Genomic DNA, 25,305 nt, shown 5'->3' on the forward strand with positions numbered 1-25,305 from the left:
TCATCAGCCCGCCATGGTCTGGGAGCGATGGGCCCAGCCGGTGGTGCGCTTCTCGATCCAGGCCATGAGCGCGTACATCGCGATGCCCTCGATGGCGAGCATGACGAGCCCGGCAAAGACCAGCGGCACGTTGAACTGGCTCTGGGCCGAGGCCATCATGAATCCCAGACCGGAATTGGCCGCGATGGTCTCGGAGATCACCGAGCCCACGAAAGCCAGTGTGATGGCAATCTTGAGCGAGCCGAAGAAATAGGGCATCGAACGAGGAATCCCGACCTTGAGCATGATGTCCATCTTTTTCGCCCCGAGCGCCCGCAAGACGTCCTCGGTCTCGGGCTCGATGGTGGCAAGGCCCGTGGCGACGTTGACCACTATGGGAAAGAACGCGATCAGGAACGCGGTGAGGATGGCCGGGATGGTGCCGATGCCGAACCAGATCACGAGGATCGGCACCACCGCCACCTTGGGAATGGCGTTGAACCCGACCATGATGGGGTAGAGCCCGGCATAGATCATCCGCGACCAGCCCACGAGCAGGCCGAGCGCCATGCCCGCGACCACCGCCAGGAGGAAGCCGACGGTGGTGGTGTAAAGCGTCTGGAGGGAATGGCGCTGGATGGCGCCCCAATACTGCACGATCGCCTCGAAAATGCGCGTGGGCGCTGGCAGGATGGTGTGAGGCAGGCCCGACAGGCGCACGCCCAGTTCCCAGAGCACGAACAGCGCAACAGTATAGATCCAGGGCATGAGCGGCAGCCAGTTGAACGGCTTGCGCTCGGGCTCGACCGGCAGGGCGACGGGTTCGCTCGTCTCGGTGGCACTCATGCTGCGACCCTCGCATCGGCAATCTCGCCGCGCAGGGCCTGCACGACGTCATTGAACCGGCTCTCATACATCAGCGAAATGTCGCGCGGGCGCTCGAAGGTGATGTCGTGAACCTTCAGGATGCGCCCGGGGCGCGCGCTCATCACATGCACGGTGTCGGCAAGAAACACGGCCTCGCGCAGATCATGGGTAACGAGCACGATGGTGACGTCCTGGGAGGCATGGAGGTCGCGGATGACCTGCCAGAGCTCCTCGCGGGTGAAGGCGTCGAGCGCGCCGAACGGCTCGTCGAGCATCAGAAGGTCAGGCTCGTGAATCAGCGCGCGGCAGAGATTGGCGCGCTGCTGCATGCCGCCCGAGAGCTGCCAGGGATATTTCGAGCCGAAGCCTTTCAGGCCCACCGTCTCGAGCAGGTGCTCGGCCTGCTCCACATATTCCTTCTTGTGCCGGCGCAGGCGCTTCTTGTGCTTCTCCACGATCTCGAGCGGCAGGAGCACATTGTCGAGCGTGGTGCGCCACGGCAGCATGGTGGGGTTCTGGAACGCCATACCCACGATCGAGACGGGCTTGGTGACGTGCGTGCCCGCGACCGTCACCACCCCGCGCTGGGGAATGTGCAGCCCGGTGACCAGCTTCATGAGCGTGGACTTGCCGCACCCCGAGGGCCCGACCACGGCGGCGAATTCGCCCCGTTTGACGGCCATCTCCAGCCCCGACACCGCGAGCGTGCCATCGGCACCCCCGTAGCGCATGTCGACCTTCTCGATGGTGACGAGATGATTTGCCACTTCGCTGAACCCCTTTGGTGCGCGCCCGATACTGCCCTTGCCTTGCCCTCCCCTTCATGGGGGACGATCCTTGTTCTTACCCCTGCCCTTTTGGGGAGCAGGGAAAGAGCCCCTCCCGTTGCGGGAGAGGCTCGAGCATGGATTTGCCGTTAGGGCATCATGCGATCTTCCATGGGCGGAAGATAGCTGTCGTCAAAGACATCGGCTGCTGAGATGTCGGACTGGATGCCGATCGATGTCGCGAGCTGGGCGATCGAGGCGTCGAGCCGGTCCATGTCCACCCCGCCGATGCCATTCTCCTGAACGTAGGCGGTGTTGATGTTCATGTCGTTGGCCATCTGAAGCCGCTCGATTTCGATGTCGAGGTCCAGAATATCATTGGCGGCGACGACCGCGGCGGCTCCAGCCTCCACATCGGCAGCCGCATCGGCAAAGCCCTTGGCCAGCGCGCGCAGCATGCCTTCGACGGCCTCGGGATTTTCCTCGGCGAAGTCGGTATTGACCAGAATGGCATTACCGTAGAGGTCCAGACCGTGCTCGGCCATCAGGATGGTGGCAATGTCCTCATCCTCGATACCCTGGGCCTTGAGGTTGAGGATGACCGAGAAGGCGAACCCGAACACCGCATCCACGTCGCCCTGGGCCAGCATGGGTTCGCGGACCGGAAAGCCGATGGATTCGATTGTGATGTCAGAAGTGTCGATGCCCGCGGCCTCGACAAATGCCGGCCACTGGGCGAACGCGCCATCGGGCGGCGGGGCACCAAGAGTCTTGCCCTCGAGCGAGGCCGGATCATCGGTCACGCCCAGCGAGCGGCGGCCTACGACCGCGAAGGTCGGGGTCTCGTAGATCATCATGATCGCCTTGACCGGCTGGTCGGGATCCTCATCGAGGAACTTGATGAGCGAGTTGATGTCGCCAAAGCCCATATTGTAGGTGCCCGTGGCCACGCGCGGGATCACTTCGACCGAGCCGGCGCCGACGTCGAATGTGACGTTGAGCCCCTCTTCCTCGAAGTATCCGTTCTCTTCTGCGAGCAGGAAGCCCGCGGCCGGGCCTTCGATCCGCCAGTCGAGGGTGAAGCGGACATCGGTCTGGGCCAGCGCAGGCGAGGCCAGCGCTGCGCCTGCGACGAGCGCTCCGGCCGTCACGGTGAACAGTCTGCGATTGAGCATGGTGGTTTCCCCTTGTTTGCCGGGGGTGATTGAAACGCCGCATTTTTTGACTGTAAAGTAAAAAATGCCGTTTTTGGCGTCACCTAGCCTATTTGACCACACGATAGGCAGCGCGCTTAGTCCCTTTGCCCGCACGCTGGGCAAACGCAAGACGTCAGACGGGATAACCGGCCAGCGGCTTCACTTCCCTTATGCTCATGTTGGAATGGACGCGGGCGACGCCGGGAAGCCGGGCCACCAGATCGCGGTGCAGCCGCTCGAAGGCCGGCGCGTCCTCGCACACCACGCGCAGGATATAATCGGACTGCCCTGCCATCAGATGACATTCGAGGATTTCGGGAATGGCGCGCACCGCCGATTCGAAGGCCTCGAGAACCGGCTCGCTCTGGCTGACCAGCGAGACCTCTATGAAAAAGTGCATCACAAGGCCAAGCTCGCGCTGGCCGAGCACGGCCCGATAGCCCTTGACCAGCCCCCGCTCCTCGAGCGCTCGCAGCCGCCGGTGACAGGCCGATGGCGAAAGGCCGACCAGCGCCCCGAGATCGGCCATCGAGAGGCTCGAATCCCGTTGCACCGATCGCAGGATGTTGCGGTCTGCCTGCGATAGTTGCATTTTCATCCCGATTTTCCCTAGATCAGCGCAATCATGATGCAAAGAATGCGGACAGGGCGCTGACTTTGCAACCGCTTGGTGCGACAAAAAGCCTAGCCTTTCCTCCAGATCACACACACCATAGGAGGCGGCGATGCGCATTGGCGTGCCGAGAGAAATCAAGAACCATGAGTATCGCGTCGGCCTGACGCCCGAAAGCGTCGCCGAGCTGGTTGCCCATGGCCACGAGGTGGCCGTGCAAGCCGGCGCGGGCGACGGCATCGGGGCGGGCGACGACGTCTATCGCGCCGCGGGGGCGGAAATCGCGCCGGATGCGCGTGCGGTCTTTGCGGACGCGGAAATGATCGTGAAGGTCAAGGAGCCACAGGCCGCCGAACGCGCCATGCTGCGCGACGACCATATCCTCTTCACCTATCTCCACCTGGCACCGGACGCCGATCAGACGCGGGACCTCGTGAAATCGGGCGCCGTGTGCATCGCCTATGAGACCGTGACCGATACCAATGGCGGGCTGCCGCTGCTCAAGCCCATGAGCCAGGTCGCGGGCCGCATGTCGGTTCAGGCCGGCGCCACCGCGCTCGAGAAGGCCCATGGCGGCCGCGGGGTGTTGCTGGGCGGCGTGCCGGGCGTGCATCCGGCCAAGGTGACCGTCATCGGCGGGGGCGTCGTGGGCTTCAACGCCGCCCAGATGGCCGTGGGCCTGCATGCGGACGTTACAATCCTCGACAAGAGCTCGTCAGCGCTTGAACGGCTCTCGAACCATTTCGAATCCTCGGCCAAGGTGGTGTTCGCGTCCGGCGCTGCGGTGGCCGAACATGTCGCCCAGTCCGATCTCGTGATCGGCGCCGTTTTGGTGCCCGGCGCGGCGGCGCCACAACTTGTGACCCGCGAAATGCTCTCGACCATGCAGTCTGGCGCTGTGCTCGTCGATGTGGCCATAGATCAGGGCGGGTGCTTTGAGACCTCAAAGCCGACCACCCATGCCGATCCGACCTATGTGGTCGACGGGGTGGTCCATTACTGCGTGGCCAACATGCCCGGCGCCGTGGCTCGCACCTCGACCTACGCGCTCAACAACGTGACGCTGCCCTTCGCGATCGCACTGGCCAACAAGGGCTGGAAGCGGGCGCTGACCGACGATGCGCATCTGCGCAACGGGTTGAACGTTGCCCATGGCAAGGTGACGTGCGCACCTGTCGCCGACGTGCTGGGCTACGAGTTCGTCCCTGCCCCCGAAGTGATCGCCTGAGACATGAGCGCCGACCGGCCGGAGCCGGTCGGCGCTCATGGATTCAGCTTTACGGGCTATCGTTCACGCTGGCGGCAAGATAGATCGAAAGCCGGCCATCATCGAACCGTTGAGCTGCCAGGACGGTATCGGGCAAAACGCCCTGCGCATCAAGATGGGCCGCGATGTCGGAGTTCTGTGAGAGGTTCTCACGCACACTGGCCAGTTCGACCCGACGGGCGCGTTCGAGCGTCGCGTGGTCCCGGCCGCAAAGGGCGACGGGCACGAGATAGATAGACGCGGGCTGGGCCATATCGCCCTGCTTCCAGCCCGACAGCATCGCATCGAGATGGGCAAGGTCTTCGTCGCACCCAGTCTCGATCGTGCCGGGGGCGGTCGCGGAGTTCTGGCCCGGATCGGCGGAGGGCACGGTGGTGCCCGGCCCGGCGGACGCTGCATCGTCCTGACCGCCAATCGAGATCGCGGCGCCAATCTCCGGGTCTATATCTCCGATCGAGACACCGAGCGTACCGTCGCCATCGACGGACGGGCCGTCATCGCCGAGATCGATGTCGAGTTGGCCGCTCGCGGAGCGGGAAATTTCGGTATCGGTCGGGCTCACGGAGACGGACGTTTCACTGTCCCCGTCACCCAGAATGCGTTGAGACAAGGCCGGCGAGCTCAGGAGAACGCCGACAAAGCCGACCGATCCGGCAAGGATCAGTGCGGACAGGAGTGTGGGGCGCGATGCGCCCCACACGGGATGGAGGATGGACCGGGCCATCTTAGTCGTTGGTGTACAGAATCAGCGTTCCGTCGTTGCTGTTGTCGACAGCGATCACGTCGGAAACGTCGATGTTGTTGCCGGCGAGGGCGTTGTTGAGCGCCTCGTTACCGGAAATTTCGTTCTGCAGGTCGCCAACCGAGGCCTCGTTGCTCGAGAGAGCCTCATTGAGGGCGTTCGCATCGAAGTCGTTGAAGGCCTCGGAAACATCGACAACGCCGATCTGCGAGATCGAACCCACATCGCCGATCGAACCGACGTCACCGGCATTGATGTTGCCGACAAGGTCAGAGAACGATCCGATGTCACCGATCGAGCCCACATCGCCCACATTCGACTCGGCATCGCCTGCGTCCACATCCCCGGTACCGGTCACATCGCCGACCGAATTATCGACGTCATTGGTTACATCATCGACTGCGTCGACGGTGCCGTCGACCGTGTTGTCCACGCTATCGACGGTGCTATCAACAGTGCTTTCAACGCTATCGCCGACATCGTTGAGCGTATCGCCGAGCTCCTGGGCCGTGGCCGCGCCAGCAAGAAGGGCAACCGAAGCAACACCAGTGAGAAGGCTCTTGGCAAGAGTAGACATTATGCATCTCCTTTTTCGCGTAACCCTCCTGATCGAGGGTCTTCCGGTCCGACTGCGTTTTTGCAATCTAAACCCAAGAACGAGCTCCAAGCGCGGAAAGTTTCAACTTTTTCTTTTTAATTTCAATAATTTAATGTGTTCGGAACGTGGCCAGCACCTTCGGCCTGGCCGGAAAATTCCGGTCAGGCACATCTGTCCTGCGCCGCTCCGGCCGCACAAGCGAAAACGGGCGCCCGCAAGACGCGTGTTCAGTCATGAAGGTGATTTTTGAGTGCTCGGTCTCCGCTGCATCCGGGGGCAACTCGCGCCCCCGCAGCGCGACAATGAGTGTGCAGAATCCCACCGCATCGCAGTTTGTTCCACAAAAAAGAGACGGCAGGCGCGCGCGGCGCCTGCCGTCCGTCATTTGCGGACGATCCTGTTAAAGCAGATACACGTTCAATGCCCCACCGTTGGACTGGACCAGCACCACACTCTGCGGGCTGACCCTGCTCCGGTCCAGCGAAGCCTGGATCAGGGGATCGTTGGAAATCCCCCAGAGCAGCGACTGACGGTCGTTTGCCGAAGCGGCAGCCCGGATCTGGGCTTCGAGCTCCGGACAGTGCTGGACCTGGATGAGCTGGACATTGGCAGCGCTTGACCATTGCGCGATCGTCTGGCGGGAATAGTTCGCCTGTGAGATCGCTGCCAGCAATGCGCTGGCATCCGCCACATCGCAATTGGGACCGAACTGGCCCCCGCCCGAACCCACGCCACCGGGACCACCCGGCATCATGGGATCGCCCGGACCACCGGGGCCGCCCGGGCCGCCATTGCCGGACCCGTCATCACAATTGGGACCGAGCACGTTGACGCAGGCATCGACCAGCCCGCCATTGTCGCCGCCTCCACCGATGTTCACATCGGCGCTGACGCCGCTGCGGTCACCGCGGTTGAGGACGTCCGCTTCGACCCCTACCGCGGAATCTCCGCCGACGCTGACATTGGCGCGAGCTGCCGATCCGCCGCTGGACCGACTACCGACATTGGCATCGACGACGTTGCCGCCCCCGCCGCCGACCCCGACATTGACGGCGCCGCTGTCTCCGGCGTCCCCACGTCCGACAGTGACCGCCGCGCCACTGTCCTTGTCTCCGACTATTCCCAACAAGCTCTTCTGGGCATTGGCAGGAGCAGTGGCAAACATCGTGGTCGCCAAGAGTGCGCCTGCGAGTACTGCATAAGATCGTTTCATTGTGGCCTCCTAAACTTTGAGTCTAGGTAGACGAAATGCCGCACCTCAAGTTTGGTTCCCGTAGTCAACGACAGGATTACCAGACCGGTAAGCACTCACATAAAACAAGATTCAAGATGAAACGGTATCGATCGATCAACTAGCCATGACGATGACAGAGCGCGGAGGCAGCTCTACATGGCCGCCATCCTGTACTACGTCAACACTGTTGTCTGAAACCAGCACGATTGAAAGATCTTCGGCAACTTGCTCGGGCATGCTTGCACTGATCGTCTCCTGCGTGCGGTTAAACCACACGAGCATGGTCTCGCCCTCCTCGTAAAGAAGCATGCCCAGCACCGAAGCATCGGGGTCGGTCCAATCGGCTTCGGTCATCTCCCTGGCGTCCGGATGCAACCAGGTGACGTCCTTGAAATCGCCCCGGACCTCCCCCGTGAGGAAACGGTCGGACCGCAGGGCCGGATGCTCCTGGCGGAACCGCGACAAGGCGGCAACATAGTCGACCAGCTCGCCATCGGCGTTTTCCCAGTCCAGCCAGGTCAGTTCATTGTCCTGGGCGTAGGCATTGTTGTTGCCCGACTGAGTGCGGCCGAATTCGTCACCCGCCGTAAGCATCGGCGTGCCGTGAGACACAAAGAGCGTGGCCAGCATGGCGCGGATATCGCGGTTTCGGGCGGCGATGACCGTTTCGTCGTCGGTCGGGCCCTCTGCACCATTGTTCCAGGAATAGTTGGCGTCGTGCCCGTCCCGGTTCTCCTCGCCATTGGCTTCGTTGTGCTTGTCGGCATAAGAGACGAGGTCGGCGAGGGTGAACCCGTCATGGGCCGCAAGGAAATTGACGCTGGCGGACGGCTTGCGGCCGTCATGGTCGAACTGGTCGGCGGACCCGGCGATCTTGCCGGCGAGCGCGCCGATGGTATGGGGCTCGCCCTTCCAGAACTTGCGCACCTCGTCGCGGTAGCGGTCGTTCCACTCGGCGAAGGGCTCGCCGAACCGGCCCACGTGATAGCCGCCCGGGCCCGGATCCCACGGTTCGGCAATCAGCAGGCACTGGCTCAGGATGTCGTCATTGCGGATACGCTCGAGCAGTTCGGCGTCGGGCGAAAAGCCGTCCAGCGATCGGCCCAGCACGGTGGCGAGGTCGAACCTGAACCCGGCGATCCCGTAATCGGTGACCCAGTAGCGCAGGCTGTCGATGACCAGATCCTGGACCACGGGATGGTCGCACCGCAGCGTATTGCCGGTTCCGGAATCGTTGACCAGGTGCAACTGCCCGTCGGCTTCCACGTGCCGGTAATAGGCGCGGGCGTCGAGGCCTTTCATCGAAAGGACCGGACCGTCTTCATTGCCCTCGCCGGTGTGGTTGTAGACCACGTCGAGAACCACGCGGATCCCCGCTTCCCGATAGAAATCGGTGAGCGCGCGCAATTCCTGTGGCCCGCGCGGCATGATGCGCGGATCGGGCGCGAAATAGGTGACGGGGTTGTAGCCCCAGACATTGGTGAGCCCGAGCGCGGGCAGATGTCCGTCATCGATCCAGCCGGCGACCGGCATCAACTCGACCACGTCCACCCCGATGTGAAGCAGATGGTCGAGCACCCGCTGGGTGGTCAGCCCGGCCACCGTTCCGCGAAGCGGGCCCTGAACGGAGGGATGACGCATGGTGAAGGGGCGAACGTTCAGCTCATAGATGAGATTGGGGCGCTCGTAGTCCTCGTGAGTGTGCTTGATGTCGCCAGCGCCCGGCACGATGGCCTTGGGCACGAGCGGCGCGGTGTCCACACTTTCCTCGCGCGGCAGGCGCAGCTTGGGGCTGCGCACGAAGGTGCGGTCGATCTGGCGGGCATAGGGATCGACCAGCAGCTTGTTGGGGTCGAAATAGAACCCCTGCATCGGGTCGTAAGCGCCGTCGGCGCGCAGACCGTAACGGGTGCCCGGCCCGATGTCCGGCACGCTTGTGTGCCAAACATTGCCCGGCCCACGCGTGAGCGCGATGCGATCGGTTTCCCTATCCATCTCGTCGAAGAGACAGACCCAGAGCGCTTCGGCTGGCTCGCTGTAGACCGCGAAATCGACGCCGGTATCGGTTGCCGTAGCCCCCAGGGCAGGCAATGCAGGCTCTTTGGCTTTTACAGACATGTTGCAGGTAGTGCCCTATGTTATGACGCTCGGAGTGCTGCGACCGGTTCGGCTGGCGATCCCCGCGAGGGTATCGGCAAGCGCGACAAGATCGGCCAGAGCCTCCTGCGTATCGGTGTCATGATCTCCGGCAGGCGGCTCGTACCGCTCCAGATAAACCCTCAAAGTCGCGCCGACGGTCCCGGTTCCAGAGAGCCTGAAAACGATGCGCGAGCCATCCGCGAACCCGATCCTTACGCCCTGTTTGGCAGCAGTCGATCCATCCACGGGATCGAGATAGGTGAAGTCGTCGGCAAGCACGATCTCGCGGCCCTCGAACCCTTCCGAAACCAGGGTATCGAGCCGTGCGCGCAGGTCATCCATAAGCGCGTTGGCGGCCGCTGTGTCCACCTCTTCATAGTCGTGGCGCGAATAATAATTGCGGCCATAGGTGGCCCAGTGCGCCTGCACGATCTCATCGACGCTCTGGCGGCGCGCGGCGAGGATGTTGAGCCAGAGCAGAACCGCCCATACTCCGTCCTTCTCGCGAACATGGTCAGAGCCCGTGCCCGCACTCTCCTCGCCGCAGATGGTGACCCGCCCCGCGTCGAGCAGATTGCCGAAGAATTTCCAGCCCGTGGGTGTCTCGTGCATCTCGACGCCGAGCGTTTCGGCCACCCGGTCGGCCGCCGCGCTGGTGGGCATGGACCGGGCGATGCCTGCGATCCCGCCCTTGTAGGCTGGGGCCAGGTGCGCGTTCGCTGCGAGAACGGCCAGGGAATCGGACGGGGTGACGAACCGGCCCTTGCCGATGATCAGGTTCCGGTCCCCGTCCCCGTCAGAGGCGGCGCCGAAATCGGGGCCCTCGGGGCTCATCACCAGATCATGAAGATCCTTGGCGTAAACAAGGTTGGGGTCGGGATGGCCGCCACCGAAGTCCGGAAGCGGCACGGCGTTGATGACCGTGCCCTCGGCTGCGCCCAGCCGCCCCTCGAGAATGGCCCTGGCATAAGGGCCCGTGACCGCGTGCATGGCATCGAACTGCATGGAAAAGCCCGCGGCGAAGAGGTCCGCGATGGCGTTGAAATCAAAGAGCGATTCCATGAGCGCCGCATAGTCGGCGACCGGATCGACGACGTCGACGGCCATGCCCGCGACCTCAAGGCTGGCAATGGCGGCAAGATCGATATCTGGCGTATCGACGGTCAGATAGCGGTCGATCACCTTGGATCGCGCATAGACCGCATCGGTGATCCGCTCGGGTGCGGGGCCACCATTGGAGGCGTTGTACTTGATGCCGAAATCGCCATCCGGGCCGCCCGGATTGTGGCTGGCCGACAAAATGATGCCGCCGAAGGCGCCGTTATGGCGAATGAGATGGGAGGCTGCGGGCGTCGAGAGGATACCCCCCTGCCCCACGATCACCCGGCCCACGCCATTGGCGGCGGCCATGCGGATGGCGGTCTGGATGACCGTGTCGTTAAAGTAACGACCGTCCCCGCCGATCACCAGCGTCTGGCCTTGCAAGCCTTTGAGGCTGTCGAACAGCGACTGCAGGAAGGTTTCGACATAATGGGGCTGGCGAAAATGGGCGACACGCTTGCGCAGGCCCGAAGTTCCGGGCTTCTGGTCATCGAAAGGCGTGATCGAAACTATTCTTGCACTCATTGTTCCCCGATCAGATCCGTGTAGAGGGCCGCGTATTGGCCGGCGCTTTTTTGCCAGGAGACATCGGTCTTCATGCCGCGCCGCTGCATTCTGGCCCAGACTTCGGGCTGGGCGAACAGGACCGTCGCCCGCTGAAGGGCCTCGCCGAGCGCAACCGATTCGACCGGAGCGAACTGCAGGCCCGTAGCCACCCCGGCGTCCAGCGCTGCGGCGTTGGCATCGATCACCGTATCGGCAAGTCCGCCGACCCGGCTGACAAGAGGCACGGCGCCATAGCGCAGGCCATAGAGCTGGGTGAGCCCGCACGGCTCGAACCGCGAGGGCACCAGCATGACGTCGGCGCCGCCCTGAACAAGATGGGAAAGCACCTCGTCATAGCCCGAGATGAACCCGACCCGCCCCGGGTGCCGGACGGAGGCCTGGGCGATGGCGGCTTCCAGATGCGGCTCGCCAGACCCGAGGACGGCGAGCCTGCCGCCCAAGCTGACCAGCCAGTCGATGTTCTCGGCGACGAGATCAATGCCCTTCTGCCAGGTGAGCCGGCTGACCAGCCCAAACAGCGGGCCCGGCCCGTCATCCAGCCCGAACCGATCGGCGAGCGCGCGGGTGTTCAGCGCGCGCTTCTTGACGTTCGCCGCTGCGAACCCAGCGGCGAGCGCCGGATCCGATTGCGGGTTCCAGGCCTCGACATCGATGCCGTTGAGGATGCCGTGCAGATCGGCGCCGCGCTCGACCAGCAGGCCCTCGAGCCCCATGCCAGCGCCGGGCGACCGGATCTCGCGGGCATAGGTGGGAGAGACGGTGGTGATGGCATCGGCCAGCCGCAGCCCGGCCTTGAGGAACCCTACCCCACCGTAATACTCCACCCCATCGACCGTGAAAGCTTCGGCGGGCAGCCGCAGATGGGCGAAGATGTCGGATCCGAACCGGCCCTGGAAGGCCAGATTATGGATGGTGACCACCACCCGCGTCTCCGTGTCGCCCGAGAACCGGACATAGGCCGCAGCCAGAGCCGCCTGCCAGTCATGGGCGTGAATAATCGACGGGCGGTAGCCCTCGACCAGCCCGCGCGCCAACTCGGCTCCGACCGAGCTCAGGGCAGCGAAGCGGGCCCAGTTGTCCAGCCAGTCCTGACCGAAATCGTCGACATAAATACCCCCGCCCCGATCATAAAGGTGCGGGGCATCGATCACGATCAGATCGAGCCCTGATGTGCGGGCCGCAAGCAGGCGGGCCGGCCCGCCAAACAGATCGTGGAAATGCGCGATCTCCCGGCCGCGCCGGAAGCTGGCCATGACCTGCGGATAGCCCGGAACGAGCGTCCGCATGGACACCTCGTGGTGCCGCAGGGCACCCGGCAGGGCGCCCGCGACATCGGCGAGCCCCCCGGTCTTGACCAGTGGATAGACTTCCGAGGCTATCGAGAGAACGTCGATCATCGGTTCAGCAGGTAGTTGGTGACCATGGGCTGTGTGATCAGAACCACCCCGTTCTGGGTCCGCCGGAACCATTTTGCATCAAATTCCGGATCCTCGCCGACGACCAGCCCTTCGGGCAACTCGACGCGTGCATCCACGACAACCTTTTTCAGCCGCACCCCGCGGTTGATCGTGCAGCGCGGCAGGATCACCGCGTCCTGAAGGTCGGCATAGGAATTGACCCGGGCGCCGGTGGACAACATGGTCCGACGCAGTGCAGCGCCCGAGACGATGCAATCGCCCGAGACCAGCGAGGAGACCGCATGCCCGCGCCGTCCGTCCATGTCATGGACGAACTTGGCCGGCGGAGTGATCTCCGCATGGGTCCAGATGGGCCAGTCCCGATCGTAGAGATCGAGCTGGGGCAGGATGTCGGTAAGGTCGATATTGGCTTCCCAATAGGCATCGATGGTGCCTACGTCGCGCCAGTAGGCGACCTCTTCGCGGCTCGAGCGGACGCACGACTGGTTGAACCGGTGGGCCCATGCCGTCCCGTTGCGCACGATGTGGGGAATGATGTCCTTGCCGAAATCGCGGTTCGATCCTTCGGTCGCGGCGTCGCGCCGGAGCTGATCCATGAGGAATTTCGTCTCGAAAACATAGATGCCCATCGATGCCAGAGCGGAGTCAGGCTTCCCCGGGATGGCGGGCGGATCGGCAGGCTTTTCCACGAAATCGACGATACGGTCCTTGGCATCCACATGCATGACGCCGAAGGCCGTCGCTTCCATGCGCGGCACTTCGAGGCAGCCGACGGTGACGTCAGCGCCCGTATCCACGTGCTGGCGCAGCATGATTTCGTAGTCCATCTTGTAAACGTGGTCGCCGGCGAGAACGACGATGTATTTGACGCCCTCGTCCTCGATGATGTCCATGTTCTGATACACCGCATCCGCCGTGCCGGCATACCAGAGGTCCTCGGCCACGCGCTGGCTGGCGGGCAGGATGTCGAAGCTCTCGTTGCGCTCGGTGCGCAGGAAGTTCCAGCCGCGTTGCAGGTGCCGGATCAGGCTGTGAGCCTGGTACTGGGTGGCCACGGAAATCTTGCGGATGCCCGAATTGATGGCGTTGGAGAGCGCGAAGTCGATGATGCGCGCCTTGCCCCCGAAATAGACCGCCGGCTTGGCCCGCCGGTCTGTCAGCTCCTGCAGGCGCGTGCCCCTGCCGCCCGCCAGCACATAGGCCATGGCGTCTCGGGCAAGTGGAGCCGGATTGTTCTTTTGTACCATGTTCCTCTCCTTTTTTATCGGCCCGGAGGCTTCCCTGCTCCGTACGCGGCCATTGTTTGTCGTTGGTATTGTGCTGCGCCCGTTATCCGGGGTCATGCTGGAGAATGAGTGTAGAGAGTGGTGGCAGGACGAGATCGGCGGTCGCAGGGAAGCCGTAGTCATTGCCTTCACGCGCGGTCACCGCGCCCCGGTTGCCCTGGTTGGAGCCTGCATACCATTCCGCGTCGGTGTTGATCCGCTCGATCCACTTGCCCGCCGCGGGCATGGGCAACTGGTAGCGCTCGCGCGGCACGGGCGTGAAATTGGACACAACGACCACCGGGGGCTCGCCCGGCGCACGACGCGTCCAGGCCAGCACCGAATTGGCCTGATCGCTGGCCACGATCCATTCGAACCCCTCTGGTTCGCAGTCCCGGGCATGAAGCGCGGGCAGTTCGCGGTAGACCGTATTAAGGTCCGACACGAGACGCCGCACGCCCTCATGGGCCGGCGCATCGAGCAGCCACCAGTCCAGCGCCCCCTCTTCGCTCCACTCCTCGCGCTGGGCGAATTCCTGGCCCATGAACAGCAGCTTCTTGCCCGGGTGCCCCCACATGAAGGCATAATAGGCGCGCAGATTAGCGAACTTCTGCCAGTCATCGCCAGGCATCTTGGAGAGCAGCGAGCCCTTGCCGTGCACGACCTCGTCATGGCTGAGCGGCAGGATGAAGTTCTCCGAGAAGGCGTAAAGAAGCCCGAACGTCATGTCGTGGTGGTGGAAGCGCCGGTGGATGGGCTCACGCTGCATGTAGCGCAGCGTGTCGTTCATGAAGCCCATATTCCACTTGAACCCAAAGCCCAGCCCATTGGCATAGGTGGGCGCGGTCACCCCCGGCCAGCTTGTGGATTCCTCGGCGGCAGTGAACGTGCCCGGATGCTGGCCATAGGTCTCGGCGTTGACGCGCTGGAGAAAGGCCGTAGCCTCGGTGTTCTCGTTGCCTCCGTGCTGGTTGGGGACCCACTCGCCGGGATTGCGCGAATAATCGAGGTAGAGCATGGAGGCAACGGCATCCACGCGCAGGCCGTCGAGGTGGAATTTCTCAAGCCAGTAAAGCGCGTTGTTGACCAGATAGCTCGAGACTTCCTTGCGGCCGAAATTGTAGATCGCCGTGTTCCAGTCTGGGTGATAGCCCTGACGCGGATCGGCATGCTCGTAGAGCGCGGTGCCATCGAAGCGCGACAGCCCGTGCTCGTCGGTGGGGAAATGCGCCGGAACCCAGTCGAGCAGAATGCCTAGCCCCGCCGTATGGGCCGCATCGACGAACCGCGCGAAGCCGGCGGGATCGCCGAACCGCGCCGTGGGCGCATAAAGCCCGGTCGGCTGATACCCCCAGCTCGGATCGTAGGGATGCTCGGTGATCGGCATCAGCTCGATATGGGTGAAGCCCATATCGGCGACATAGGGGATCAACTGCTCGGCCAGCTGGTCATAGGAAAGAAAACCACCATCGGGCCGCCGCCGCCATGACCCCAGATGGACCTCGTAGATCGACATGGGCTCGCGCCGGAGGTCCTTTTCCCCGCGACTGCCCAGATAGGCCTCGTCCGTCCACCGGAAAGGGGCCGGGTCGGCCACGATCGAGGCCGTTGCCGGGCGAAGCTCGGACTGGCGGGCGAAAGGATCGGCCTTGAGCGGGAGGAGATTGCCCTGCTGGCCGATGATCTCGAATTTGTAGGGCGAACCCGCTTCAACGCCGGGCAGGAAGATTTCCCATACGCCCGTCTCATGCCGGCTGCGCATGACGTGGCGCCGGCCGTCCCACTGGTTGAACGATCCAATGACGCTTACCCGCTGGGCATTGGGGGCCCATACCGCGAAATGGGTACCCTCGACGCCCTCGAAGGTCATGACGTGAGAGCCGAGCTTGTCGAAGAGGCGCAGATGGGAGCCCTCGGCGATGTAGTAGTCGTCCATGGGCCCGAGCACGGGCCCGAAGGTATAGGGATCGACCACACTCCATTCGCCACCGGAATTGCGCGCACGGTACCGCAGCGGCTGGTGGGTGGAGACCTTGACGGAGCCCTCGAAGAACCCGGCGGGATGGCGGCGATCGAGCGCTCCGAGCGCCTTGCCGTCCAGCGTTTCGGCGACGACCTCATCGGCGCCAGGGATCAGGGTTCGAGCCACCCAGGAGCGCCCCACGTGATGCAATCCGAGCACAGCGAAGGGGCCGGAATGGCGGCCCTCGACCAGAAGGTCAATGTCGGTGTCTTCGGCCTGCCATTGTGATGTCGCCCTGCTCACGCGATAAAACTCCCCCGCCCCTACAGGGCCTTGCCACCAGTGCCTCTATCAAGCGCGGGCCCGCCGAAACGTTCCGGCGGCCCCTTCCATGTCTATGCTTTCCAGATCTCCTGTGCGTATTGCCGGATCGTGCGATCCGAGGAGAACCATGCCATACGGGCCGTGTTCCGGATCGCCATGGCCGACCACCGCGCATCGTCGGACCAGATGGCATCGACATTCCGCTGTGCGGCGTAATAGGCATCGAAGTCCCGGGCGACCATGAACCAGTCGTGGTCGTAGAGCCCGTCCATGAGCTCCCGATACCGTCCGCGGTCGTCTGGCGAGAACACCCCGCCCCCTATCGCTTCCATGACTTCGGCGAGCATGGAGGACCCCTCGATTGTCTCGCGCGGCGAGCGGTGATGGGACCGCTGCTCATCCACCTGATCGGCGGTCATCCCGAAGATCACGATGTTCTCGGCTCCCAGATGATCGCGCATTTCCACATTGGCCCCGTCGAGCGTACCGATGGTCAGGGCGCCATTGAGCGCGAACTTCATGTTGCCGGTGCCCGAGGCTTCCATGCCGGCGGTCGATATCTGTTCGGAAAGATCGGCGGCCGGAATGATGGTTTCGGCCAGGGACACGTTGTAGTTCGGGATATAGGCGATCTTGAGCAGCCCGCGCACCGCGGGATCTCCGTTCACGACCCGGGCAACGTCGTTGATGAGCTTGATGATGAGTTTGGCGTTCCAGTAGCTGGGCGCGGCCTTGCCGGCAAAAATCTTGACCCGGGGCACCCACTGCTTCTCGGGATGGGCGCGGATCATGTTGTACTGGGCCACGGCCTCCATGATGTTGAGCAGTTGGCGCTTGTATTCATGGATGCGCTTGATCTGGACGTCGAACATGGCGTCAGGGGACACGGTGACGCCGATCCGCTCGGCGATCACCTCGGCGAGCCGCTCCTTGTTGGCGCGCTTGACCGCATCGAACTGGTTCTGGAAGCCCCGGTCCTCGGCATGGTCATCGAGCTTTGCCAACAGCTCGATATCGTCGAGAAAGCCCGGGCCGATGCGCTCGGAAACCAGCCGCGTCAGCCCCGGATTGCACTGCATGAGCCAGCGGCGCGGGGTGACCCCGTTGGTCTTGTTGTTGATCCGGTCGGGATACATCTGGTGAAGATCGGCGAACACCGTCTTCTTCATCAGATCGGTGTGCAGCGCCGAGACCCCGTTGACCGAATGGGCGCCCACGAACGCGAGCGAGCCCATCCGCAACCGCCGGCCCCCCTGCTCGTCGATCAGCGAGATGGCCGAGATGCGTCCAGCATCCACGCCCTTCTCGCGGGCCTCCTCGAGCAGCTGGGCGTTGATGGCATAAACGATCTGCATCTGGCGCGGCAAAAGCCGCTCGATCAGCGCCACCGGCCAGCTCTCGAGCGCTTCGGGCAGCAGGGTGTGGTTGGTGTAGGCGAAGGTGCCGCGCGTGAGCTTCCAGGCCTCCTTCCAGCCCAGCCCATGGATGTCGATCAGGATGCGCATCATTTCGGCGATGGAAATCGCGGGATGCGTGTCGTTGAGCTGGATGGCGACCTTCTCGGGCAACGAACCGAGATCGCCATACTGCTGGAGGTGGCGGCGCACGATGTCCTGCAGCGAGGCTGAAGAGAAAAAGAACTCCTGACGCAGGCGCAACTCCTGCCCCGCAGGATTGGAATCCGCGGGGTAAAGCACGCGGGTCAGCGCTCCGGCCTTGGCACTCTCCTCGAGCGCACCCACATGATCGCCGGAGTTGAAGCGATCGAGCAGGATGGGATCGATGGCCTGGGCGCTCCAGAGCCGCAGGGTATTCACTCGCGCGCCGCGCCAGCCGACAACAGGCGTGTCGAAGGCCACAGCAAGAACATGCTCGGCCGGATGCCAGACCTGCCGCACCGTGCCATCGGGCTGAGGCACCGGCTCGACATGACCGCCAAAGCCGACCTCATAGGAGCTCTCGCGCCGCTCGAACTCCCACGGATTGCCGTGGGCGAGCCAGGTTTCGGGCAACTCCACCTGCCAGCCATCGGAAATTTCCTGCCGGAAAAGCCCATGAACGTAACGGATCCCGTACCCATAGGCGGGGACCTTGATGGTCGACATCGATTCCAGAAAGCACGCGGCGAGCCGTCCGAGGCCACCATTGCCGAGCGCAGCGTCGGGCTCGCGCTCGATCAACTCCTCGATATCGACGTTGAAGGACGCCAGCGCCTCGCGCACGTCGTCCATCAACCCTAGATTGGTGATGGCGTCGCGCATAAGCCGGCCAATGAGGAATTCGAGGCTGAGGTAGTAAACGCGCTTCTTGGACGTCCGCCATGTATCGCGAGTCGATTCCATCCACTGGTCGATGATGCGATCTCGAACCGTAAGGATCGTCGCGGTCAGCCAGTCGGTATCCCGGGCGACGATGGGATCCTTGCCGACAGCATATGTAAGCTTTTCAAGGATTTCGCTTTTCAGGCTCGCGGCATCGTTGGCGCGCGGTTGCGGCTTGGGGGCATCGTAGACGATCGGCTTTTGCGGCATGTCGCATCCCATTCAATACGGCCAAATCCTTCCCCTCCCGGGCTCAGAGTGTTGCACGAGATCGGAGGCGTTGCCAGCGCCATTTCCCTGCCGCTGTGCAACGTTCAGCCACATCCGATGCGCATTTTTTGCGCCTTGCTGGAACCATTGAGCGGATCAATCCGTTTGGTATGCAGCCGATGGAGGCGCCCCTACCTCCGTCGCGCCCTAAGCCCTACCCTTGGGAGGATTGCTTGCCCGGCAATCCTCCCTTTCTTTTGGGAAAATCGCGCTTGACCCTAACCCGTTGTGGCTGGCCCAGTACAGGCGCTGAAGGCTTTTGATCTGCCGGGTTTGCGAGGTGGAAAAGGAAATCAACTTTTTCTGGAAACGGTCCAAAGATCGAGCATTTCTTCGGGAACCCGAAAAGCGGCGCGTGCGTTATCTTCACGAACGGCGGCGTTTCCCCCAGCGCCCCGTCAATCGGAAGACCGGTTTCGCCATGCGAGGCCGGTCTTTCTGCGTTCACAGGAGTGTTTGTCTCGAAAACTCGGGATTGATGGCCTGAGCGGACGAAAATCAGGCGATGTGGACGCCGTCGACCTTGAGCACGTAGCGCATGCCCTCGCCGTCCGCAGCCAGCGACCCGCTGCCTTCAACGGCCAGAGGCACGACGTTTTCAAGAAATGCCCGCGTCAGGGGCTCCATCTCGCCCCCGGTGCCAGCACCCAATTCGCTCCATTCCAGAACCAGGGCCCTGCCCCCGTCCGCGAGCGTTTCGATCCGGGTGCTCACATCAATCGAGCCGCTGAGTGCCACGAGCTGGCCCGAGCGCACGGAGTTAGCCGCGAGCTCGTGAATGGCCAGACCAACATAGAGCGCGGCGGAGGGTGAGATGACCAGATCTTCGCCGCTAACCTTTACGGGAAGCGCCTTGTCTCCACGGAACAGGGCGAGTTGGCGGGAGATCAGATCGCTCATGAGCGCACCGCGCCAGTCGCGGTCGGTCACCAGATCCTGAGCACGCGCGATAGCCTGCAGTCGACCCGAGAACGCGCCGACGAACCCGCTCAGCGTCGAGGAACTGCGGGCGGTCTGGGATGCGAGGCTGAGAACGATGGCCAGAAGGTTTTTCGACCTGTGGCTGACCTCGCGCAGCAGGTTCTTGAGCTGAACCTCGCGGCGCTTCTGATCGGTCATCTCGATGAGTGTGGTAAACACGCCAGCGACACGATTCCCCTGGTCCCGGTCGGGGTCGATCCAGACGTCGAACCAACGCACTTCACCGCCCAGATTGACGGGAAGCTCGAACCGTTGTGGATCACCGGCTTCAAGCACCTTGAGCTTGGACGCGGTCAGGCGATCGGCGGCCAGGCTTGGCAGCAGATCGTGGTCGGTGCGACCCACGACATCGCCTCCCCCCATCGCGTCGGGCACGTTTTCCGCCCATTGATAGGTCAGGTCCGACGATTGATAAAATATCGACACGGGGGTACGGCCAAGCGCACGAATGGCAAAACCAAGGCGACGGGACCGATCTGCATCGGTCCCTCCCGCCTCGGCCAGCAGCGCCGCGTCATTCCCGCTGTCATTGTCGTTTTGGTTCACGGTCCCTGCTTTTGGCCGTTCCGTCGACGCCTGATCTTCAAAAGCCTTGATGCGCATCAGCCCATCTGCCCGTTTCTCAAGCGGACGCGCGTGTTAAGTGCGACGACGTCCCCAACCCATGACCAAGCTGACCACCAGAGCCACCAGGAACACAAAGAAGAGCACCTGAGCTATGGTCGAAGCGGCGCCAGCGATCCCTGAGAATCCCAGCACCGCTGCAATCAGCGCTATGATGAGGAACGTTAGAGCCCATCCAAGCATCCGTCAAACTCCCGTCACTGCATATAACCAACACGTTGACAGGAGAACGATCAAACCCGCGAGCCGTTCCCGACCAAGTCGAATTCAGGCGGCCTCCTCGATCTGCTCGGAGAAGAACAGCACCTGACTGACCAGCGCCTTGACCATGTCGGGCTGGAAGGGCTTGGTGACGAGGAAGGCCGGTTCGGGCCGCTCGCCGGTCAGCAGCCGCTCGGGGAACGCGGTGATGAAGATCACCGGAACACTGACTGTCTTTAGGATGTCGTTGACTGCGTCGATGCCCGAGCTGCCGTCAGCGAGCTGGATATCGGCGAGAACGAGCCCGGGGCGCTTCTCGTTGAAGAGCTTGATCGCCTCGGCATGGGTCCGGGCGACACCCGTAACCGTGTGCCCGAGCGACTCGACCATCTGCTCGATGTCCATTGCAATGAGCGGCTCGTCCTCAATGATCATGATATCGGTTGCAACCTGCCGGGCCATGTCCGAGGAGGCCTGGTCGATCAGACGACCGAATTCATCTTCGTCCACTCCGAGGATTTCCGAGGCCTCACTGTGCGAGAACCGCTCGACGGCCAGCAGCAGGAATGCCTGGCGCGGCAACGGCGCGATGGCCGTCAGGCTGCGACGCGCCTGCGCTTCCCATGAATGGCTCGGCTCTGGAACATCGGAAAGATTGATGTCCACGGAGCGCCAGAGCTGCGAAAACACCTTGTAGAGGCCGACTTTGGCGTCCAGATGCTTAGGAAACAGATCACGGTCGGACACCAGCGCCTCGAGCGTGGCCCCGACATAGGCGTCCCCGCTGGCCTGCGTGCCAGTCAGCGATCGCGCAAAACGGCGCAGATAGGGGAGATGCGGCGCAATCACCTCTGCAAGATTCATCTATTTGGCTCCCTCGCACAAACATCCTCACCGCCGGAACCGGTGAGGCGATAACAAGGTTCATAATGACGGTCTCGCGACAAAGTTCCAAAAAGTCCGGAACTTTTTTCAAGGCGCCGCGTTTGGGGCGGAACGAGAATTCTCAATACGGGGTGCCACACGTGAACCAAGTCAACAGCAGCAAGCAGGAGAACAGGGCGCCCGAAAGCGCCGGTGGGGCCGACGAGCCGCGGCTGGGTGACGATTCCCAATCCTTCATCGGACTCAGGCTGCGCGAACTTTACGACAATGTCGTGTCCGAGCCCGTCCCTGACCGTCTCGTGGAGCTGCTCAAGAAGCTCGAGGAAGACGACGGGAAGTCGAATTGAGCGAGGGCGCAGACATGGCCGAGTATGATTTTCGCTCCGAATTGCTCAGCGTGATCCCCAATCTTCGTGCTTTTGCGATGTCGCTGGTGGGCGCCGCCGACAAGGCCGATGATCTGGTTCAGGAGACTCTTGTCCGTGCATGGGACAAGCGGTCCAGCTTCACCCCAGGGACCAATCTCAAGGGCTGGCTATTCACGATTCTTCGCAATGAGTTCTACAGCCAGATGCGCAAGCGCAAGCGCGAGGTGTCCGACCCCGAGGGCGCGATGGCCGAACGCATGTCGAGCCACCCCGAACAGGTCGGCCGTCTGGACATGGAGGATTTCAAGTCCGCGGTGAACATGCTGCCTGAAGATCAGCGCGAGGCCCTGATCCTGGTGGGAGCATCAGGCTTTTCCTACGAGGAAGCAGCCGACATCTGCGACTGCGCGGTCGGCACCATCAAGAGCCGCGTGAGCCGCGCGCGCACCCAGCTCTCCAAGATTCTCAAGCTCGAAGGCGACGGCGAATACGGGCCCGATGCGGTTTCGGTGGGTGTGATGAACCTCAATTCACCCAGCGCGGCCTGATCTCGATCCCTGTCTATTGCACCCCCTGCGAGGTTTCGGGCGAAAAGCCCGGAACCTCGTACGCATTCATGCGTTTGAGTCGCGGTTAGTACCGATCCAACCTTAGGAGAATACACATGGCGCGTGCAGAAACGTCTACCCGGACCACGAGCGCGCAGCGCGATCCCGCCAAGGATCTCGATGCGGAAATCGCAGCCCTGCGCGAGGACGTCTCCGCGATCACGGCAACGCTCGGTGACATCGTAAAATACCGGGGAAACTCCGCACGCGAGGAAGCCGACCGGGTCCGACGCAAGGCGGTCAAGAAGGGCGAGGAAACCCTCGACAGCGTGAACGAGAATCTCGAGCACGCCGAAGACGAGCTCAAGACCGCGATCCGGGAGAAGCCCCTGACCTCGGTCCTCATCGCCGCGGGCGTCGGGTATCTCCTGTCCAAAATTCTTCGGGTCTAGGCATGCCCATGCCCGCCCCCGTTTCGGCGCTGGCCAATCAGGCATCGCAAAAGGCGCGGTCGGTTGGCCAGGTTGTCGGACTTTATGCAGCGCTCGTGCTTGTGGGCCTCACAGGCGCGGGCTTCCTTGTTGCGGCGGCCTATATCTGGCTCGCCTCGGTCAGCGATCCGTTGATCGCGGCTCTGATCTTCGGGGGCACGCTGCTCCTGATCGCGGCCATACTGGCCGGCGTGCTGATGTCCAGAGCCAAACAGAAGCAGCGTGAGCGCCGGCAGTCTTCCGTCAACACCGCGATGCTTGCCTCGAGCCTTTCGCTCACCGGCACGGTCGTACGGATCCTGTCGCGGAGCAAAGGATCCAAGCTCCTGCCCGCTGCCGCCATGATCGCGACGGCATGGTTCATGTTCGGCCGGGGTTCTGGAGATTCCGAAGACTAGAGCATATCCTGTTCTGATTGATCCGGAACAGGAGCCCCAAGTCTTTGTCTTGGCGCATGTCCGACCAGGAAAAGTGTTTGCACTTTTCCTGGAAAGCCCCAGGCAGGCAGGCTGCTTCATTATTACCCATCACAGGAAGGCCGGACACCGCTTCCGGCCTTCCTCGCATTCTGCTCACGGGTATCTGGCCACTGCCTTCCCCGTTGCTGATTGGGTCAGAACGGGGCTCCCAGTCCTCGACCTCGTCGCGCTCGCGAACCGCAGAAGTATTTCCAATTCTCGTCGACACCGCGTCGACCGTTGGCAGACCATCGGTACCTCAGAATAGCTCGCCCCCCTCCAGAGCGTGTCCGTCTCAGCTCTATCGCACATCACCAACGCTGCTTCCGGCGCGGGCCGGAGTCCATGAGCGTAATTCTGGCGCATCCGTGCCGGCTGCCTTGGTGCCGACCCCCGGTGTCTTCCGACAATGCGAAAAGGCTAAGGCAGGGGCTGCGTCCATGCGTGCAAAGCTGATGGAAAGGGCGGGCGCGGGGTTACAGGCTTTCCGCCGCACCCGCACAGGTCCGTCCCGAACCCCTCGGACTGGCCGACCACCTGCGCGGTGGGCCTGCTTGGGCGAAGCCTCGATAGCCGCAATTCACAGTCAGACAGATCATCAGCGCCTGCACGACGGACCGGCATGGGATAGCGGGGATAAGCGCCCCTCCCCACCTTGTACGATGCGGAACGCACCTGTCCCCGGCCATGGAACCGTCGTTGTTCTTATCGGAGAAACCAGTGGTCGGGGCCGATGCCCAGGGGCTTACTCTGTTGGGCATGGACACCGCGCACAAAGAAATGGCCGGGGTGTGAGCCCCGGCCAAATACCGTCAGGTCGATGATAAGCCCTTGAGCTTACTGCACGCGAAGCGTGGTGGTGTCGTCGCCCGGCGCTTCGAGGTACGCGTCCTCGTCATACTCGGGAGCAGCATCGAGTTGCTCTTCGGTCAGGCTGGTGCGAAGCACGAGGTTGTCGCCTTCGTCACGCAGGAACTCAAGATCCTCGAAGGATACGGCAACCGGCTTGGTGCCGATTCCGAGGAATCCTCCGAAGTCGATGATCGCGGCTTCCACCTGACCGTCTTCCGACAGCAGCACATCGCCGATCGCGCCGATATCTTCGTCATCTGCACCGTAAACGGTGGTGCCGTTCAGCTCTTCAGCCGACAGATCGGTCACGGGCACGGCCTCGTAAGTGTTCCAGTCCATGGCGTCGGTCTCGGCCGAATCCATGTCAGGGTCAGCAGGGGCCATGGCGTCGCCAGCCGGTGCCATTGCGTCACCTTCGGTCTCCATTGCCGGGTCAGCGGGGGCCATTGCGTCGTCCTCGGCTTCTATAGCCGGGTCAGCGGGGGCCTCTGCATCGCCCTCCGCGTCCATAGCGGGATCCGCGGGAGCCATTGCGTCACCCTCGGTCTCCATCGCCGGGTCTGCCGGAGCCATGGCGTCGCCTTCCGCGTCCATTGCCGGATCGGCAGGCACGTCTGTGGTTGCGCTTTCGCTGGCCAGCCATTCCTGACGATCGAACTCAGCTGCGCTTTCCAGCTGCTCACGGGTGCGTTCAGCAACGAGCATTTGATTGCCGTCGACATCGCTGACGAGCTGCAACTCATCCCATGCGATGGCAACGTTTTTCTGACCGATGCCGAGGAAACCACCAACGCCTACGACGACCGCTGCGACGCCGCCATCGGCATTGAGAACGAAATCGTTGACCTCGCCGATGGTTTCGGCATCTTCGGCGGTGGAGTTGTTGATTTCCATACCCATGACCTCTGAGGCCAACCAGCCATCAGCATTCACGCCTGTCTCTGAGGCCGAGACGAGCGGCTCTTCGGGTGTTTCCTGCATCGTGTCCTGGGCGGGAGCGTCCATCATTGGATCGTTCGCCATCGGGTCCACGGTGGTGTCCTGGGCAAAGGCGCTGCCCGCCATGACGAGCGAAAGCGCGGTAGAGGCAAGAAGCTTGCGATACATGGTTTTCTCCTGAAATCGCTTTTCAAGTTTGCTGACCGTCATTGTGCAGGACGAGCCCGCCGCGGTCATCGGGGGTAAGAACGCGCCCCCCCGTTCGTGGTTCCAGCCCAACCACCCGGATTCACATGGATCAGCGATAAAATGCAGGAAAAGTTTTTC

22 protein-coding genes are annotated in these 25,305 nt (G+C 62.8%); 5 read left to right on the forward strand and 17 right to left on the reverse strand.

Annotated elements, in window-relative coordinates:
* Nucleotides 1-3 precede the first annotated feature (3 nt).
* From EO136_RS02770 to EO136_RS02785, 4 genes are all read right to left on the reverse strand, one after another.
* Nucleotides 4-825: an ABC transporter permease gene (locus EO136_RS02770; protein ID WP_127142942.1), complete on the reverse strand. Its 822-nt coding sequence runs from the start codon at nucleotides 823-825 to the stop codon at nucleotides 4-6.
* Nucleotides 822-1,577 (reverse strand): ABC transporter ATP-binding protein, encoded by a 756-nt coding sequence (locus tag EO136_RS02775; RefSeq protein WP_127143071.1) that lies wholly within the window; start codon nucleotides 1,575-1,577, stop codon nucleotides 822-824. Before EO136_RS02775 ends, EO136_RS02770 begins: the two co-directional genes overlap by 4 nt.
* A gap of 185 nt (nucleotides 1,578-1,762) precedes the next feature.
* Nucleotides 1,763-2,788, reverse strand: a complete 1,026-nt coding sequence (locus EO136_RS02780; protein ID WP_127142943.1) for an ABC transporter substrate-binding protein — start codon at nucleotides 2,786-2,788, stop codon at nucleotides 1,763-1,765.
* Between the two features lie 154 nt (nucleotides 2,789-2,942).
* Nucleotides 2,943-3,407, reverse strand: a complete 465-nt coding sequence (locus EO136_RS02785) for an Lrp/AsnC family transcriptional regulator (RefSeq protein WP_127142944.1) — start codon at nucleotides 3,405-3,407, stop codon at nucleotides 2,943-2,945.
* Between the two features lie 127 nt (nucleotides 3,408-3,534).
* On the opposite strand from EO136_RS02785, the gene ald reads away from it, so the two are divergent.
* A complete protein-coding gene (gene ald / locus EO136_RS02790; RefSeq protein ID WP_127142945.1) occupies nucleotides 3,535-4,650 on the forward strand; it encodes an alanine dehydrogenase in 1,116 nt (371 codons plus the stop codon).
* Between the two features lie 49 nt (nucleotides 4,651-4,699).
* Here the strand turns inward: ald and EO136_RS02795 are convergent, their stop codons facing one another.
* The 12 genes from EO136_RS02795 to EO136_RS02850 all read right to left on the reverse strand — a co-directional run bounded on the left by EO136_RS02795 (nucleotide 4,700) and on the right by EO136_RS02850 (nucleotide 21,301).
* The gene (locus tag EO136_RS02795) at nucleotides 4,700-5,413 is read right to left on the reverse strand and encodes a hypothetical protein (RefSeq protein WP_127142946.1); all 714 of its coding nucleotides are present in this window, start codon (nucleotides 5,411-5,413) and stop codon (nucleotides 4,700-4,702) included.
* 1 nt (nucleotide 5,414) lies between these two features.
* Nucleotides 5,415-6,008, reverse strand: a complete 594-nt coding sequence (locus tag EO136_RS02800; protein WP_127142947.1) for a hypothetical protein — start codon at nucleotides 6,006-6,008, stop codon at nucleotides 5,415-5,417.
* A 421-nt stretch (nucleotides 6,009-6,429) separates the two neighbouring features.
* Nucleotides 6,430-7,242, reverse strand: coding sequence for a hypothetical protein (locus EO136_RS02805; RefSeq protein ID WP_127142948.1), 813 nt, complete (start codon nucleotides 7,240-7,242; stop codon nucleotides 6,430-6,432).
* A 135-nt stretch (nucleotides 7,243-7,377) separates the two neighbouring features.
* Nucleotides 7,378-9,354: a glycogen debranching protein GlgX gene (glgX, locus tag EO136_RS02810; protein ID WP_246018249.1), complete on the reverse strand. Its 1,977-nt coding sequence runs from the start codon at nucleotides 9,352-9,354 to the stop codon at nucleotides 7,378-7,380.
* Nucleotides 9,355-9,396: 42 nt separating this feature from the next.
* Nucleotides 9,397-11,028, reverse strand: coding sequence for an alpha-D-glucose phosphate-specific phosphoglucomutase (locus EO136_RS02815; protein WP_127142950.1), 1,632 nt, complete (start codon nucleotides 11,026-11,028; stop codon nucleotides 9,397-9,399).
* Nucleotides 11,025-12,464: a glycogen synthase GlgA gene (glgA, locus tag EO136_RS02820; protein ID WP_206513258.1), complete on the reverse strand. Its 1,440-nt coding sequence runs from the start codon at nucleotides 12,462-12,464 to the stop codon at nucleotides 11,025-11,027. Before glgA ends, EO136_RS02815 begins: the two co-directional genes overlap by 4 nt.
* Nucleotides 12,464-13,735: a glucose-1-phosphate adenylyltransferase gene (gene glgC, locus EO136_RS02825; protein ID WP_127142952.1), complete on the reverse strand. Its 1,272-nt coding sequence runs from the start codon at nucleotides 13,733-13,735 to the stop codon at nucleotides 12,464-12,466. The genes glgA and glgC overlap by 1 nt, the downstream gene beginning before the upstream one ends.
* A gap of 82 nt (nucleotides 13,736-13,817) precedes the next feature.
* On the reverse strand, nucleotides 13,818-16,019 hold the full coding sequence (gene glgB / locus EO136_RS02830; RefSeq protein ID WP_127142953.1) for a 1,4-alpha-glucan branching protein GlgB: 2,202 nt from the start codon (nucleotides 16,017-16,019) through the stop codon (nucleotides 13,818-13,820).
* A 92-nt stretch (nucleotides 16,020-16,111) separates the two neighbouring features.
* Nucleotides 16,112-18,571 (reverse strand): glycogen/starch/alpha-glucan phosphorylase, encoded by a 2,460-nt coding sequence (locus EO136_RS02835; RefSeq protein WP_164730410.1) that lies wholly within the window; start codon nucleotides 18,569-18,571, stop codon nucleotides 16,112-16,114.
* A 558-nt stretch (nucleotides 18,572-19,129) separates the two neighbouring features.
* A complete protein-coding gene (locus tag EO136_RS02840) occupies nucleotides 19,130-20,158 on the reverse strand; it encodes a sensor histidine kinase (protein WP_164730411.1) in 1,029 nt (342 codons plus the stop codon).
* Nucleotides 20,159-20,251: 93 nt separating this feature from the next.
* Entirely contained in the window at nucleotides 20,252-20,419 is a 168-nt protein-coding gene (locus EO136_RS02845; protein ID WP_127142956.1) for a DUF1328 domain-containing protein, read from the reverse strand.
* Between the two features lie 84 nt (nucleotides 20,420-20,503).
* On the reverse strand, nucleotides 20,504-21,301 hold the full coding sequence (locus EO136_RS02850) for a response regulator (RefSeq protein WP_127142957.1): 798 nt from the start codon (nucleotides 21,299-21,301) through the stop codon (nucleotides 20,504-20,506).
* 161 nt (nucleotides 21,302-21,462) lie between these two features.
* Here EO136_RS02850 and EO136_RS02855 point away from each other — a divergent pair, with 161 nt between their 5' ends.
* The 4 genes from EO136_RS02855 to EO136_RS02870 all read left to right on the forward strand — a co-directional run bounded on the left by EO136_RS02855 (nucleotide 21,463) and on the right by EO136_RS02870 (nucleotide 23,127).
* Nucleotides 21,463-21,669 (forward strand): NepR family anti-sigma factor, encoded by a 207-nt coding sequence (locus tag EO136_RS02855; protein WP_127142958.1) that lies wholly within the window; start codon nucleotides 21,463-21,465, stop codon nucleotides 21,667-21,669.
* A gap of 14 nt (nucleotides 21,670-21,683) precedes the next feature.
* Nucleotides 21,684-22,238, forward strand: coding sequence for a sigma-70 family RNA polymerase sigma factor (locus EO136_RS02860; RefSeq protein WP_127143072.1), 555 nt, complete (start codon nucleotides 21,684-21,686; stop codon nucleotides 22,236-22,238).
* Nucleotides 22,239-22,354: 116 nt separating this feature from the next.
* Nucleotides 22,355-22,690, forward strand: a complete 336-nt coding sequence (locus EO136_RS02865; RefSeq protein ID WP_127142959.1) for an ElaB/YgaM/YqjD family protein — start codon at nucleotides 22,355-22,357, stop codon at nucleotides 22,688-22,690.
* An 8-nt stretch (nucleotides 22,691-22,698) separates the two neighbouring features.
* On the forward strand, nucleotides 22,699-23,127 hold the full coding sequence (locus EO136_RS02870) for a phage holin family protein (protein WP_164730413.1): 429 nt from the start codon (nucleotides 22,699-22,701) through the stop codon (nucleotides 23,125-23,127).
* Between the two features lie 897 nt (nucleotides 23,128-24,024).
* Here EO136_RS02870 and EO136_RS02875 read toward each other — a convergent pair.
* Nucleotides 24,025-25,188, reverse strand: coding sequence for a PRC-barrel domain-containing protein (locus EO136_RS02875; protein ID WP_164730414.1), 1,164 nt, complete (start codon nucleotides 25,186-25,188; stop codon nucleotides 24,025-24,027).
* Nucleotides 25,189-25,305: the final 117 nt, after the last annotated feature.

Source organism: Pelagibacterium montanilacus, from assembly GCF_003992665.1.
GTDB lineage: Bacteria > Pseudomonadota > Alphaproteobacteria > Rhizobiales > Devosiaceae > Pelagibacterium > Pelagibacterium montanilacus.

Excerpts from the sequence above, each read along its gene's own strand:
- EO136_RS02770 (WP_127142942.1), bottom strand. The coding sequence starts at position 825 with ATGAGTGCCACCGAGACGAGCGAACCCGTCGCCCTGCCGGTCGAGCCC.
- EO136_RS02775 (WP_127143071.1), bottom strand. The coding sequence starts at position 1,577 with ATGCGCTACGGGGGTGCCGATGGCACGCTCGCGGTGTCGGGGCTGGAG.
- EO136_RS02780 (WP_127142943.1), bottom strand. The coding sequence starts at position 2,788 with ATGCTCAATCGCAGACTGTTCACCGTGACGGCCGGAGCGCTCGTCGCA.
- EO136_RS02785 (WP_127142944.1), bottom strand. The coding sequence starts at position 3,407 with ATGAAAATGCAACTATCGCAGGCAGACCGCAACATCCTGCGATCGGTG.
- ald (WP_127142945.1), top strand. The coding sequence starts at position 3,535 with ATGCGCATTGGCGTGCCGAGAGAAATCAAGAACCATGAGTATCGCGTC.
- EO136_RS02795 (WP_127142946.1), bottom strand. The coding sequence starts at position 5,413 with ATGGCCCGGTCCATCCTCCATCCCGTGTGGGGCGCATCGCGCCCCACA.
- EO136_RS02800 (WP_127142947.1), bottom strand. The coding sequence starts at position 6,008 with ATGTCTACTCTTGCCAAGAGCCTTCTCACTGGTGTTGCTTCGGTTGCC.
- EO136_RS02805 (WP_127142948.1), bottom strand. The coding sequence starts at position 7,242 with ATGAAACGATCTTATGCAGTACTCGCAGGCGCACTCTTGGCGACCACG.
- EO136_RS02815 (WP_127142950.1), bottom strand. The coding sequence starts at position 11,028 with ATGAGTGCAAGAATAGTTTCGATCACGCCTTTCGATGACCAGAAGCCC.
- glgC (WP_127142952.1), bottom strand. The coding sequence starts at position 13,735 with ATGGTACAAAAGAACAATCCGGCTCCACTTGCCCGAGACGCCATGGCC.
- EO136_RS02835 (WP_164730410.1), bottom strand. The coding sequence starts at position 18,571 with ATGCCGCAAAAGCCGATCGTCTACGATGCCCCCAAGCCGCAACCGCGC.
- EO136_RS02845 (WP_127142956.1), bottom strand. The coding sequence starts at position 20,419 with ATGCTTGGATGGGCTCTAACGTTCCTCATCATAGCGCTGATTGCAGCG.
- EO136_RS02850 (WP_127142957.1), bottom strand. The coding sequence starts at position 21,301 with ATGAATCTTGCAGAGGTGATTGCGCCGCATCTCCCCTATCTGCGCCGT.
- EO136_RS02860 (WP_127143072.1), top strand. The coding sequence starts at position 21,684 with ATGGCCGAGTATGATTTTCGCTCCGAATTGCTCAGCGTGATCCCCAAT.
- EO136_RS02865 (WP_127142959.1), top strand. The coding sequence starts at position 22,355 with ATGGCGCGTGCAGAAACGTCTACCCGGACCACGAGCGCGCAGCGCGAT.
- EO136_RS02870 (WP_164730413.1), top strand. The coding sequence starts at position 22,699 with ATGCCCGCCCCCGTTTCGGCGCTGGCCAATCAGGCATCGCAAAAGGCG.
- EO136_RS02875 (WP_164730414.1), bottom strand. The coding sequence starts at position 25,188 with ATGACGGTCAGCAAACTTGAAAAGCGATTTCAGGAGAAAACCATGTAT.